Genomic DNA, 13,143 nt, shown 5'->3' on the forward strand with positions numbered 1-13,143 from the left:
CGCGGCCATTACAGCCAAAGATTTTGCGATCCTGAGGATCGCTCGCAAATCAAATCTGTGGATAAGTTTGTGAATAGTTTCTGCGGCCTGGACTAAATGTGCTATCTAACGATCTTCACAATAATAATTATCTTTAATTATCAATATATTATTATTTGATCTCGATCTCATATTTCTGGTTGATGACAATTTACTCCATGTGGATATAAGCCACGCCGGATCCGCGCCACAGAATTTTTCGCCACCAGACAGGCAAATCAGAATTCCTGCCGGGTTAAAGCGCCTTCCTTCGGATGTTTTCTGGTAAAATCAGCGTCCGGTGTCTGTTTATCAGGCGCTAACTATAGCTAACCACCTGAAAACATTCATCATGTCTAAATTGCTGGCTGCGATAATACTCTTGTTGAGTATCGCATTAACGATTATGGTCACCATCGCCTGTTCGGTGCCGATCATTATCGCCGGAATAATTAAACTGCTCTTACCGATCCCGGCCGTCTGGCGTGCAGTCTCTGCATTTTGTAACTTCATGATGTACTGCTGGTGTGAAGGCCTGGCGGTACTCCTGCGTCTCAATCCGCAGCTGAAATGGGATGTACAGGGTCTGGAAGGGCTGAACAAGAAAAGCTGGTATTTGCTTATCTGCAACCACCATAGCTGGGCCGATATTGTGGTGTTATGCGTGCTGTTCCGCAAACATATCCCGATGAACAAATACTTTCTTAAGCAGCAACTCGCCTGGGTGCCTTTTATTGGTCTGGCCTGCTGGGCGCTGGATATGCCCTTCATGAAACGCTATTCACGTAGCTATCTGATTCGCCATCCTGAGCGCCGCGGCAAGGATGTCGAAACGACCCGCCGCTCGTGTGAGAAGTTTCGCGCCCATCCCACCACCATCGTCAATTTCGTCGAAGGTTCTCGTTTTACCGAAGAGAAGCAGCAGCAAACCCGCTCGCCGTATGCCAACCTGCTGCCGCCAAAAGCAGCCGGGATCGCCATGGCGCTTAGCGTACTGGGACACCAGTTCGACAAATTACTGGACGTCACGCTCTGCTATCCCGAAAACGATAAGACACCGTTTTACGATATGCTCAGCGGCAAGTTAACCCGGATCGTAGTACGTATTAATCTGGTGCCTGTGGCAGAAGAATTACACGGGGACTATGTCAGCGATAAGAACTTCAAGCGACGTTTCCAGCTCTGGCTGAATACGCTGTGGAATGATAAAGACGCGCAGATAAGCGATATTAAAGCGGAATACAAAAACGCCGGTCATTGACCGGCGTTTTCTTTATTACTTCTTCTCAACCAGATATTTCACGGTATCAGCATATTGCTGGACGAAGATGTCCATGCTGCTGGTATCCATACCCTGCATATTCAGCTGATATTTGCCGTTAACAAACATCGCAGGCACGCCGCGCAGCTGCAGATCGGCAGCGGCTTTTTCCTGCTGGGCCACCAGGGATTTCACGACGAAGCTATTCCAGGCTGCGTCGTATTCTTCACCTTTAATACCGGCATCAACAAAGACCTTACGGATATCAGCCGTGGTTTGTACAGCCTGTGTTTTCTGAACCGCTTCAAACATCGGTGCAGTAATCTTATCTTCCACACCAAGCGCCATCGCAACAGCCCATGCCTGAGTCAGATCTTTGCCCAATGGGCCAAGAAACTCAACGTGATACTTGGTCATTTTGGTGCCTTCTGGCAGTTTCTTCTTCACGCTATCGGCAACATGCAGAACCTGCTCGAACTCATAGCAGTGCGGGCAATAGAATGAGAAGAACTCAAGAACCTGAGGTTCTCCGGCAACCGGTTTGTCGAGGGTAATATACTGCTTGCCATCGGTGAACTGTGCAGCCGATGCGCTAAAAGCCAGAATCATACCTGCCAGCGCCAGCCATATTTTTTTCATGATCAACTCTCTCCTGGGTGTGTTCGATTAATACATGGGCGTTAATTGCAAAGGGGGTTCCTGCAGAACCTTTACCTGTTCAATAAATGTGGATATCTGGTTACGCCAGTAATCTTCCCCGGTAAGCCACGGGAAGTTTCTGGGGAAAGCGGGGTCGTCCCAACGCCTGATTAACCATGCAAGATAATAAACAAAACGCATGGCACGTAAAGGTTCGATTAATGCAATTTCGTCTGAATCAAAGGAACTGAACTCTTCATAGGCTTCGATAATGGTCTCCAGCTGCATCCGCTGCTCGGCTTTATCGCCATTCAGCAGCATCCAGAGATCCTGAATGGCAGGTCCCATTCGTGCATCATCGAGATCGACAAATAACGGCCCATCACGCCAGAGAATATTTCCGGCATGGCAATCACCATGCAGGCGCAGCGTGGTTACGTTGTTATCCCAGCGCGGTATGATGGCGTTAATTAAGCCATCTGTTGCCGCCAGGAATTGTGCTTTCAGCCCGGAAGGAATGAGCGTGGATGTTTCAAATACCTGACGCGGTTCAAGCAAGTATTCCTGAATACTGATCGCAGGGCGCGCGGTAAAGGCACTTTTCTGACCCGTCTGATGAATACGCCCTAAATAACGGGCAACCCACTCCATCTGATCGATATTATCAGCTTCAAATTGCCGGCCACCGAGACTGGGAAAGACAGCAAAATAGAACCCCTGATGCGACAGCAGCGTCCGATCGTTGAATTTAAGGGGAGCGGCGACGGGAACATCATCGGCCACCAGGTCGAGTGCGAACTGATGCTCTTCCTGAATTTGTTCAGCTGACCAGCGCTGCGGGCGATAAAATTTCACCACAAAGCGCCGGCGATCCTCGTCCTGAAACTGGTAGACGCGGTTCTCATAGCTGTTTAATGGAGTCAGGCCTGAGTCCACCCGGATGCCCTGTTCAAACAGCGCATCCATAATGGTATCCGGGTGTAAGGTCTGGAAAGTAAAAGCCTGGTCGGTCATCCGATCATCCGGAAATTATACGAATGATTGAGGATATCATTTAACGGCGTTTACGGTGGCGCCTCTTACAAGCTTTTACTCTTTAATTACGCCACGCGCGCGCAGCAGAGCGGTTTTGAAATCTTCTTCATAATCTTTCTGGATACCCGGGATCACCGCATCTTTACCGGAATCACGCATTTTCAGGTGATAGATCAGAATGTCGTCAGAAAGGTCGGTCAGCTCACCGTCATAACCTGACTCCTGCGCCAGTTTCTGTAAGAATTGCATCAGGTTAAGTTCTGGCTCTTTCTGCCAGGCTGGCTGGAGGAGTTCAATAACTTCGTTCAGACGTTTACATTTCATGGTAATACTCCTTTCATTTATAGTGACACGTTAGCAGGGTCAAACCCACAAGAAAAGAGGCGATATTGTTGAGCCAGATATGCAGGATCACCGGTGTGATACTCGCCGGAGGCAAGGCGTCCCGTATGGGTGGAAAAGATAAGGGCTTGCAGGAGCTGAACGGCCTGCCGTTATGGCAGCACGTTGCGCGAACCCTGCATAAGCAGATCAGCACAATCGTAGTGAGTGCTAATCGCAATATTGCTACTTATCAGGAAAGCGGGTATCCCGTTTACGCGGATCTGCTGGCTAATTACCCCGGGCCGCTGGCAGGTATGCTTTCGGTCATGCAGCAGTGCGATGCGGAATGGTTCCTGTACTGTCCTTGCGATACACCCTTTATCCCGGATTGCCTGGCCGAGCGGCTGGTAAAAAACAGGGAATCGGCACCTGTAGTCTGGGCACATGATGGCGATCGCGATCATCCCACTATTGCGTTAATGCATCGCCAGCTGATGCCGGTATTAAAGAACTACTTAGCCGCTGGCGAGCGTCGTGTGATGGTCTTTATGCGCCAGGCGGGCGGGCATTCCGTTGATTTTAGCGATATGAAACAGGCATTTATTAATATGAATACCCTCGAAGAGATGCAAGCTGTTCAGAGGCACAAATGATACCGGTTTTAGCGATTGCCGCCTGGAGCGGTACGGGAAAAACGACGCTGTTAAAAGTGATTATCCCGGCACTCTGTGCCAGAGGTGTGCGCCCGGGGCTGATCAAACATACCCACCACAATATGGATATCGATACTCCGGGGAAGGACAGCTACGAGCTGCGCAAGGCCGGTGCGGCGCAAACCATCGTCGCCAGCAGTCAGCGTTGGGCTTTAATGACCGAAACGCCTGACGAAGAGCAGATCGATCTGACTTATCTCATCAGCCGGATGGATCATTCGACGCTGGATCTGATGCTGGTAGAAGGTTTTAAGCATGAACCGGTGGCAAAGATCCTGCTGTTCAGAAGCGATACCGGGCATAATATCAATGAGTTAACACTTGATGAGCATGTCATCGCTGTGGCCAGTGATATTCCACTGTCGCTTCAGGTACCGGTATTAGATATTAATGATGCGGAGGGCGTGGTTGATTTTATCCTGCAATGGAAACAAACGTTGTAGGCCGGGGAAGGCGCAGCCGCCATCCGGCATTTTCCCCGCCGCAACGCAAAAAGCCCATCCGGGAGGATGGGCTTTTTGCTTATTTGATGCCTGGCAGTTCCCTACTCTCGCATGGGGAGACCCCACACTACCATCGGCGCTACGGCGTTTCACTTCTGAGTTCGGCATGGGGTCAGGTGGGACCACCGCGCTACAGCCGCCAGGCAAATTCTGTTGTTCACCCCGCCCGCAGGCGTGATGAGTAATCTGTAATCAGCTGAAAATCGTCTTTCAAATCCGCCGAAACAGCTTCGGCGTTGTAAGGTTAAGCCTCACGGTTCATTAGTATCGGTTAGCTCAACGCATCGCTGCGCTTACACACCCGACCTATCAACGTCGTCGTCTTCAACGTTCCTTCAGGACCCTTAAAGGGTCAGGGAGAACTCATCTCGGGGCAAGTTTCGTGCTTAGATGCTTTCAGCACTTATCTTTTCCGCATTTAGCTACCGGGCAGTGCCATTGGCATGACAACCCGAACACCAGTGATGCGTCCACTCCGGTCCTCTCGTACTAGGAGCAGCCCCCCTCAATTCTCCAGCGCCCACGGCAGATAGGGACCGAACTGTCTCACGACGTTCTAAACCCAGCTCGCGTACCACTTTAAACGGCGAACAGCCGTACCCTTGGGACCTACTTCAGCCCCAGGATGTGATGAGCCGACATCGAGGTGCCAAACACCGCCGTCGATATGAACTCTTGGGCGGTATCAGCCTGTTATCCCCGGAGTACCTTTTATCCGTTGAGCGATGGCCCTTCCATACAGAACCACCGGATCACTATGACCTGCTTTCGCACCTGCTCGAGCCGTCACTCTCGCAGTCAAGCTAGCTTATGCCATTGCACTAACCTCCTGATGTCCGACCAGGATTAGCTAACCTTCGTGCTCCTCCGTTACTCTTTAGGAGGAGACCGCCCCAGTCAAACTACCCACCAGACACTGTCCGCAACCCGGATTACGGGTCCACGTTAGAACACCAGCCATTAAAGGGTGGTATTTCAAGGTTGGCTCCACGCAGACTGGCGTCCACGCTTCAAAGCCTCCCACCTATCCTACACATCAAGGACCAGTGTTCAGTGTCAAGCTATAGTAAAGGTTCACGGGGTCTTTCCGTCTTGCCGCGGGTACACTGCATCTTCACAGCGATTTCAATTTCACTGAGTCTCGGGTGGAGACAGCCTGGCCATCATTACGCCATTCGTGCAGGTCGGAACTTACCCGACAAGGAATTTCGCTACCTTAGGACCGTTATAGTTACGGCCGCCGTTTACCGGGGCTTCGATCAAGAGCTTCGCGTTGCCGCTAACCCCATCAATTAACCTTCCGGCACCGGGCAGGCGTCACACCGTATACGTCCACTTTCGTGTTTGCACAGTGCTGTGTTTTTAATAAACAGTTGCAGCCAGCTGGTATCTTCGACTGATTTCAGCTCCACGAGCAAGTCGCTTCACCTACCATCAGCGTGCCTTCTCCCGAAGTTACGGCACCATTTTGCCTAGTTCCTTCACCCGAGTTCTCTCAAGCGCCTTGGTATTCTCTACCTGACCACCTGTGTCGGTTTGGGGTACGATTTGATGTTACCTGATGCTTAGAGGCTTTTCCTGGAAGCAGGGCATTTGTTGCTTCAGCACCGTAGTGCCTCGTCATCACACCTCAGCGTTGAATAAGGTTCCGGATTTACCTGGAACCTCCGCCTACATGCTTAAACCGGGACAACCGTCGCCCGGCCAACATAGCCTTCTCCGTCCCCCCTTCGCAGTAACACCGAGTACAGGAATATTAACCTGTTTCCCATCGACTACGCCTTTCGGCCTCGCCTTAGGGGTCGACTCACCCTGCCCCGATTAACGTTGGACAGGAACCCTTGGTCTTCCGGCGAGCGGGTTTTTCACCCGCTTTATCGTTACTTATGTCAGCATTCGCACTTCTGATACCTCCAGCAGACCTCACAGTCCACCTTCAACGGCTTACAGAACGCTCCCCTACCCAACAACACATAGTGTCGCTGCCGCAGCTTCGGTGCATGGTTTAGCCCCGTTACATCTTCCGCGCAGGCCGACTCGACCAGTGAGCTATTACGCTTTCTTTAAATGATGGCTGCTTCTAAGCCAACATCCTGGCTGTCTGTGCCTTCCCACATCGTTTCCCACTTAACCATGACTTTGGGACCTTAGCTGGCGGTCTGGGTTGTTTCCCTCTTCACGACGGACGTTAGCACCCGCCGTGTGTCTCCCGTGATAACATTCTCCGGTATTCGCAGTTTGCATCGGGTTGGTAAGCCGGGATGGCCCCCTAGCCGAAACAGTGCTCTACCCCCGGAGATGAGTTCACGAGGCGCTACCTAAATAGCTTTCGGGGAGAACCAGCTATCTCCCGGTTTGATTGGCCTTTCACCCCCAGCCACAAGTCATCCGCTAATTTTTCAACATTAGTCGGTTCGGTCCTCCAGTTAGTGTTACCCAACCTTCAACCTGCCCATGGCTAGATCACCGGGTTTCGGGTCTATACCCTGCAACTTAACGCCCAGTTAAGACTCGGTTTCCCTTCGGCTCCCCTATACGGTTAACCTTGCTACAGAATATAAGTCGCTGACCCATTATACAAAAGGTACGCAGTCACACCACAAGGGTGCTCCCACTGCTTGTACGTACACGGTTTCAGGTTCTTTTTCACTCCCCTCGCCGGGGTTCTTTTCGCCTTTCCCTCACGGTACTGGTTCACTATCGGTCAGTCAGGAGTATTTAGCCTTGGAGGATGGTCCCCCCATATTCAGACAGGATACCACGTGTCCCGCCCTACTCTTCGAGTTCACAGCAGGTGTATCTTCGTGTACGGGAGTATCACCCTGTACCCTGCGACTTTCCAGACGCTTCCACTGACACACATGCTGATTCAGACTCTGGGCTGCTCCCCGTTCGCTCGCCGCTACTGGGGGAATCTCGGTTGATTTCTTTTCCTCAGGGTACTTAGATGTTTCAGTTCCCCTGGTTCGCTTCGTTAAGCTATGTATTCACTTAACGATAGTGTGACGAATCACACTGGGTTTCCCCATTCGGAAATCGTCGGTTATAACGGTTCATATCACCTTACCGACGCTTATCGCAGATTAGCACGTCCTTCATCGCCTCTGACTGCCTAGGCATCCACCGTGTACGCTTAGTCGCTTAACCTCACAACCCGAAGATGTCTCTTTCGATTCATCATCGTTTTGCGAAAATTTGAGAGACTCGAACACACCTACCATCTGCTCTTATTACGGAGAGCAGACACAGTGTGTCGTTTCAATTTTCAGCTTGATCCAGATTTTTAAAGAGCAAATATCTCAAACATGACTTAACAGTCAGTTTTGAGATACTGATTGGTTGTGCCTTTCACTCACACCCAGCAAGTGGCGTCCCCTAGGGGATTCGAACCCCTGTTGCCGCCGTGAAAGGGCGGAGTCCTAACCGCTAGACGAAGGGGACACGATGTGTCGCGACTTCGCAGCCGTCTTGCTCGTTACTTTTCATCAGACAATCTGTGTGGACACTGCAAAGGCAGGTTCTTTAAGGTAAGGAGGTGATCCAACCGCAGGTTCCCCTACGGTTACCTTGTTACGACTTCACCCCAGTCATGAATCACAAAGTGGTAAGCGCCCTCCCGAAGGTTAAGCTACCTACTTCTTTTGCAACCCACTCCCATGGTGTGACGGGCGGTGTGTACAAGGCCCGGGAACGTATTCACCGTAGCATTCTGATCTACGATTACTAGCGATTCCGACTTCATGGAGTCGAGTTGCAGACTCCAATCCGGACTACGACGCACTTTATGAGGTCCGCTTGCTCTCGCGAGGTCGCTTCTCTTTGTATGCGCCATTGTAGCACGTGTGTAGCCCTACTCGTAAGGGCCATGATGACTTGACGTCATCCCCACCTTCCTCCAGTTTATCACTGGCAGTCTCCTTTGAGTTCCCGGCCTAACCGCTGGCAACAAAGGATAAGGGTTGCGCTCGTTGCGGGACTTAACCCAACATTTCACAACACGAGCTGACGACAGCCATGCAGCACCTGTCTCAGAGTTCCCGAAGGCACCAAAGCATCTCTGCTAAGTTCTCTGGATGTCAAGAGTAGGTAAGGTTCTTCGCGTTGCATCGAATTAAACCACATGCTCCACCGCTTGTGCGGGCCCCCGTCAATTCATTTGAGTTTTAACCTTGCGGCCGTACTCCCCAGGCGGTCGACTTAACGCGTTAGCTCCGGAAGCCACTCCTCAAGGGAACAACCTCCAAGTCGACATCGTTTACGGCGTGGACTACCAGGGTATCTAATCCTGTTTGCTCCCCACGCTTTCGCACCTGAGCGTCAGTCTTTGTCCAGGGGGCCGCCTTCGCCACCGGTATTCCTCCAGATCTCTACGCATTTCACCGCTACACCTGGAATTCTACCCCCCTCTACAAGACTCTAGCCTGCCAGTTTCGAATGCAGTTCCCAGGTTGAGCCCGGGGATTTCACATCCGACTTGACAGACCGCCTGCGTGCGCTTTACGCCCAGTAATTCCGATTAACGCTTGCACCCTCCGTATTACCGCGGCTGCTGGCACGGAGTTAGCCGGTGCTTCTTCTGCGAGTAACGTCAATCGATGAGGTTATTAACCTCACCGCCTTCCTCCTCGCTGAAAGTACTTTACAACCCGAAGGCCTTCTTCATACACGCGGCATGGCTGCATCAGGCTTGCGCCCATTGTGCAATATTCCCCACTGCTGCCTCCCGTAGGAGTCTGGACCGTGTCTCAGTTCCAGTGTGGCTGGTCATCCTCTCAGACCAGCTAGGGATCGTCGCCTAGGTGAGCCGTTACCCCACCTACTAGCTAATCCCATCTGGGCACATCTGATGGCAAGAGGCCCGAAGGTCCCCCTCTTTGGTCTTGCGACGTTATGCGGTATTAGCTACCGTTTCCAGTAGTTATCCCCCTCCATCAGGCAGTTTCCCAGACATTACTCACCCGTCCGCCACTCGTCACCCAGGGAGCAAGCTCCCCTGTGCTACCGTTCGACTTGCATGTGTTAGGCCTGCCGCCAGCGTTCAATCTGAGCCATGATCAAACTCTTCAATTTAAGTTTGATGCTCGTGAATTAAACTTCGTAATGAATTACGTATGTTCACTCAGAGACTTTGGTATTCATTTATCGTCTTGCGACGTTAAGAATCCATGTCACTTTGAGTGCCCACACAGATTGTCTGATAAATTGTTAAAGAGCAGTGCAACGCGGCTTTCGCTCACCGTTGCGAGGTCCCGTATAATACGTTTTCCTCATTCAGAGTCAAGCAATTATTTTCGCTTTTCTCCGCCGGCGTTCATCTCTGAAGCCTGCTGTCACGGCGGTTTGTAATCCGTTGTTCCGTGTCAGTGGAGGCGCATTATAGGGAGTTCTTCGGCAGTGACAAGAGTAAATTTAAAAAAACTAATCAACCGTGCTTTTTTTCACCAAAACACCCATCTTTTAGCCAGAAATTGCGCTAATTGTCGTTTTACCAACCACAACTATCCTGCAGATGGCATACTTACTAGCATTAAGAATCAAGGAATATGCGTTATGCCTTTGAGCGCGCAACAGCTGGCGGCACAAAAAAATCTCTCCTATGTGCTGGCAGAAAAGCTGGCACAGCGAATCCTGGCGGGTGAATACCTGCCAGGTAGCATCCTGCCGGGCGAACTGGAACTGGGTGAGCAGTTTGGCGTAAGCCGAACTGCCGTGCGTGAAGCCGTCAAAACCTTAACCGCGAAAGGGATGGTGCTTCCCCGTCCGCGCATCGGTACGCGCGTGATGCCCCAGGGCAACTGGAACTTCCTCGATCAGGAGCTACTCTCCTGGTGGATGACGGAAGATAACTTCCATCAGGTCATCGATCATTTCCTGGTCATGCGCAGCAGTCTGGAGCCGCAGGCCTGCCTGCTGGCCGCCACGATCGGAACGGCAGAGCAAAAAGCGCGGTTAAATACTCTGATGGATGAGATGGTGCATCTGAAAAAGCACTTCAACCGGGAACGCTGGATAGAAGTGGATATGGCCTGGCATGAGCATATCTATGAGATGAGCGGTAATCCGTTCCTGACCTCTTTTGCCTCGCTCTTTCATTCTGTTTATCACACCTACTTTACGTCTATTACTCAGGACGAGGTGGTGAAGCTGGATTTACACCAGGCTATCGTTGATGCCATTCAGGATAGCGACGGGCTACGCGCCATGACAGCCAGCCAGACACTGCTTGCCACACCAGCACGATAGTCATAAACAACAGGAATTCGAATGACAGTAAAAAAAGCGCGCAGCATGGCGGGTTTGCCATGGATCGCGGCAATGGCTTTCTTTATGCAGGCGCTGGACGCCACCATCCTCAATACCGCTCTCCCGGCGATTGCCGAAAGTCTTAACCGTTCTCCGCTGGCCATGCAGTCAGCCATCATCAGTTATACCCTGACTGTTGCGATGCTGATCCCGGTGAGCGGCTGGCTGGCCGATCGCTTCGGCACGCGGCGTATCTTTATGCTGGCGGTTACCTTATTTACGCTGGGGTCGCTGGCCTGCGCACTCTCCAGTTCACTGGGCGAGCTGGTTGTGTTCCGGGTGATTCAGGGAATTGGCGGCGCGATGATGATGCCGGTCGCGCGTCTGGCGCTGCTAAGAGCCTATCCGCGCAGCGAACTGTTGCCGGTACTTAACTTTGTCACTATGCCGGGCCTGGTCGGGCCGATCCTCGGGCCGGTACTGGGGGGCGTGCTGGTCACCTGGGCCAGCTGGCACTGGATCTTCCTTATTAATATTCCGATTGGCGTCGCCGGTCTTTTCTATGCCCGTAAATTTATGCCGAACTTCACCACCCCGCGGCGCAAATTCGATATGGGCGGGTTCTTCCTGTTTGGACTGAGCCTGGTGCTGTTTTCCAGCGGCATGGAGTTGTTCGGTGAGAAAGTGGTGGCCACCTGGCTGGCCGTCTCCATCATCTTCAGCGGTATTCTTCTTTTTCTTCTTTATATACGTCATGCGCGTCGTCACCCTACGCCGCTGATTTCACTCTCGCTGTTTAACACGCGCACCTTCTCGGTGGGTATTGCCGGAAACATCGCTTCACGTCTGGGTACCGGGTGTGTTCCCTTCCTGATGCCGCTGATGCTGCAGGTCGGGTTCGGTTATCCGGCGCTGATCGCCGGCTGCATGATGGCGCCTACCGCGTTGGGTTCGATTCTGGCGAAATCCGGCGTGACCCAGCTGTTACGCCGGGTGGGATACCGCAGGACACTGGTCGGCGTGACGGTATTTATTGGCGTGATGATTGCGCAATTCTCACTGCAGTCGGCCGCGCTGCCGATATGGATGCTGATCCTGCCGCTGTTTGTACTGGGGATGGCGATGTCCATCCAGTTCACCTCGATGAACACCATTACCCTGGCCGATCTCAGCGATGAGAACGCCAGCGGCGGCAACAGCATGCTGGCGGTGACGCAGCAGCTGTCGATCAGTCTGGGAGTGGCGCTGAGTGCGGCGGTGTTGCGCTTTTATGAAGGGTTCGGCGGTACGAATACTGTCGAACAATTCCACTCAACCTTTATCACCATGGGCGTGATGACGGTGATCTCGGCCCTGGTCTTTATGCTGTTAAAACCGAAAGATGGTCGTAACCTCATTAAAGAACGGCACAAACCTAAACAGAACCCCGTTCCATCAGAACAGGAGTAAGCTGCAGCCGCTGTGGTTGCAGTGCGGGCTGGGTGATACGGTGGATCAGCACATCAATCGCCAGCTCGCCCAGTTCATCCTTGGGCTGATGAATAGTGGTGAGCGGCGGCGTCATATACTGCGCCAGTTCGATATCGTCATATCCCACCACGGCGATATCGTCCGGGACACGAAGCCCCGCCTGATAGAGCGCCTGATAGGCCCCCACAGCCATCGCATCATTACCAATAAACACCGCCTGAGGGCGATCTTTCTGCGCCAGTAAGGACTGCATCGCCTCAAACCCGCCGCTAAATTCAAAGTCACCGGTGATTTGATACCCGTCAGGCACCGGAAGACCGGCGCGCGCCATGGCGACCAGAAAACCTTCCAGCCGCAGGCGGGCAGGGGTTTTATCCAGCGGACCGGTAATGCAGGCGATGCGGGTATGCCCTTTATCAATCAGATGCTGCGTCGCCATGTCCCCACCCAGCAGCGAGTTATCCTGAATCAGATCGCTGGTACCGTCGAACGGCGCCCAGTCCATCATCACCGTGGGAACGGAAGGGTAGCGCTGCATTATCTCGGGCGAGGGTTGATGCGTTTCAGTACACAGGAGTAATAACCCGTCGACGCGCTTTTGCATCAGCGTCTCCAGATTACGGTTCATGCGCTGCTCGTCGCCTTCGGTATTACAGAGCACCAGACTGTATCCGCGCTCAAAACAGCTGCGCTCTACGCCGCGCACCAGCTCAGAGTAAAAGGGGTTGGTACTGGCGGTGATCAGCATGCCAATGGTGCGGGTCTGGTTGAGCTTCAGACTGCGTGCCAGGGCGGAAGGCGCATAATTGAGGGTTTTAACTGCGGCTTCGACCTTCTCCCGGATCGCCTCGCTGACGAAGCGATCGTTATTAATGACATGGGAGACAGTGGAAGTAGAGACGCCCGCCATGCGAGCGACATCTTTCATTGTGGCCAA

General features: G+C 52.4%; 9 protein-coding genes, 1 tRNA gene and 3 rRNA genes. 5 read left to right on the forward strand and 8 right to left on the reverse strand.

The genetic code is table 11. The features are described from left to right. Positions 1-370 precede the first annotated feature (370 nt). Positions 371-1,279: a 1-acylglycerol-3-phosphate O-acyltransferase, YihG family gene (gene yihG / locus SOM40_RS23185; RefSeq protein ID WP_261645378.1), complete on the forward strand. Its 909-nt coding sequence runs from the start codon at positions 371-373 to the stop codon at positions 1,277-1,279. Between the two features lie 15 nt (positions 1,280-1,294). On the opposite strand, the gene dsbA is transcribed toward yihG, so the two are convergent. The 3 genes from dsbA to SOM40_RS23200 all read right to left on the reverse strand — a co-directional run bounded on the left by dsbA (position 1,295) and on the right by SOM40_RS23200 (position 3,277). Then, positions 1,295-1,918 carry a thiol:disulfide interchange protein DsbA gene (gene dsbA / locus SOM40_RS23190; protein WP_106995728.1) on the reverse strand — a complete coding sequence of 208 codons (624 nt, stop codon included), beginning with the start codon at positions 1,916-1,918 and terminating at the stop codon, positions 1,295-1,297. A 27-nt stretch (positions 1,919-1,945) separates the two neighbouring features. Next, positions 1,946-2,932: a serine/threonine protein kinase gene (locus SOM40_RS23195; RefSeq protein WP_106995727.1), complete on the reverse strand. Its 987-nt coding sequence runs from the start codon at positions 2,930-2,932 to the stop codon at positions 1,946-1,948. 75 nt (positions 2,933-3,007) lie between these two features. Beyond that, on the reverse strand, positions 3,008-3,277 hold the full coding sequence (locus SOM40_RS23200; RefSeq protein ID WP_106995726.1) for a YihD family protein: 270 nt from the start codon (positions 3,275-3,277) through the stop codon (positions 3,008-3,010). 125 nt (positions 3,278-3,402) lie between these two features. Here SOM40_RS23200 and mobA point away from each other — a divergent pair, with 125 nt between their 5' ends. Beyond that, complete coding sequence (mobA, locus tag SOM40_RS23205; RefSeq protein WP_501050352.1) at positions 3,403-3,930, forward strand: molybdenum cofactor guanylyltransferase MobA; 528 nt, start codon at positions 3,403-3,405, stop codon at positions 3,928-3,930. Continuing rightward, positions 3,927-4,433 (forward strand): molybdopterin-guanine dinucleotide biosynthesis protein MobB, encoded by a 507-nt coding sequence (gene mobB, locus SOM40_RS23210; protein WP_320529768.1) that lies wholly within the window; start codon positions 3,927-3,929, stop codon positions 4,431-4,433. Before mobA ends, mobB begins: the two co-directional genes overlap by 4 nt. Positions 4,434-4,521: 88 nt before the next feature. Here the strand turns inward: mobB and rrf are convergent. The 4 genes from rrf to SOM40_RS23230 form a co-directional block, all read right to left on the reverse strand. Then, positions 4,522-4,637 (reverse strand): 5S ribosomal RNA (gene rrf / locus SOM40_RS23215). A gap of 96 nt (positions 4,638-4,733) precedes the next feature. Next, positions 4,734-7,640: ribosomal RNA gene (locus tag SOM40_RS23220) — 23S ribosomal RNA — on the reverse strand. 219 nt (positions 7,641-7,859) lie between these two features. Beyond that, positions 7,860-7,934, reverse strand: a tRNA-Glu gene (locus tag SOM40_RS23225). Positions 7,935-8,021: 87 nt separating this feature from the next. Further along, positions 8,022-9,563 (reverse strand): 16S ribosomal RNA (locus SOM40_RS23230). Together the 16S, 23S and 5S rRNA genes with 1 tRNA gene alongside form the textbook arrangement of a ribosomal RNA operon. Positions 9,564-10,043: 480 nt before the next feature. On the opposite strand from SOM40_RS23230, the gene SOM40_RS23235 reads away from it, so the two are divergent. Together SOM40_RS23235 and mdtD are read left to right on the forward strand one after the other, a co-directional pair. Next, positions 10,044-10,736 (forward strand): FadR/GntR family transcriptional regulator, encoded by a 693-nt coding sequence (locus tag SOM40_RS23235; protein WP_106995522.1) that lies wholly within the window; start codon positions 10,044-10,046, stop codon positions 10,734-10,736. 21 nt (positions 10,737-10,757) lie between these two features. After that, entirely contained in the window at positions 10,758-12,185 is a 1,428-nt protein-coding gene (mdtD, locus tag SOM40_RS23240; protein WP_261644900.1) for a multidrug transporter subunit MdtD, read from the forward strand. Here the strand turns inward: mdtD and rbsR are convergent. After that, positions 12,151-13,143: a ribose operon transcriptional repressor RbsR gene (gene rbsR, locus SOM40_RS23245; RefSeq protein WP_166184991.1), complete on the reverse strand. Its 993-nt coding sequence runs from the start codon at positions 13,141-13,143 to the stop codon at positions 12,151-12,153. The two genes, mdtD and rbsR, sit on opposite strands and share 35 nt — an antisense overlap.

Source organism: Leclercia sp. CFBP8987, assembly GCF_034044995.2.
In the GTDB taxonomy this organism is placed as follows: Bacteria; Pseudomonadota; Gammaproteobacteria; order Enterobacterales; family Enterobacteriaceae; genus Enterobacter; species Enterobacter tamurae.

Excerpts from the sequence above, each read along its gene's own strand:
- mobA (WP_501050352.1), top strand. The coding sequence starts at position 3,403 with ATGGGTGGAAAAGATAAGGGCTTGCAGGAGCTGAACGGCCTGCCGTTA.
- SOM40_RS23195 (WP_106995727.1), bottom strand. The coding sequence starts at position 2,932 with ATGACCGACCAGGCTTTTACTTTCCAGACCTTACACCCGGATACCATT.
- yihG (WP_261645378.1), top strand. The coding sequence starts at position 371 with ATGTCTAAATTGCTGGCTGCGATAATACTCTTGTTGAGTATCGCATTA.
- mdtD (WP_261644900.1), top strand. The coding sequence starts at position 10,758 with ATGACAGTAAAAAAAGCGCGCAGCATGGCGGGTTTGCCATGGATCGCG.
- SOM40_RS23200 (WP_106995726.1), bottom strand. The coding sequence starts at position 3,277 with ATGAAATGTAAACGTCTGAACGAAGTTATTGAACTCCTCCAGCCAGCC.
- dsbA (WP_106995728.1), bottom strand. The coding sequence starts at position 1,918 with ATGAAAAAAATATGGCTGGCGCTGGCAGGTATGATTCTGGCTTTTAGC.
- SOM40_RS23235 (WP_106995522.1), top strand. The coding sequence starts at position 10,044 with ATGCCTTTGAGCGCGCAACAGCTGGCGGCACAAAAAAATCTCTCCTAT.
- mobB (WP_320529768.1), top strand. The coding sequence starts at position 3,927 with ATGATACCGGTTTTAGCGATTGCCGCCTGGAGCGGTACGGGAAAAACG.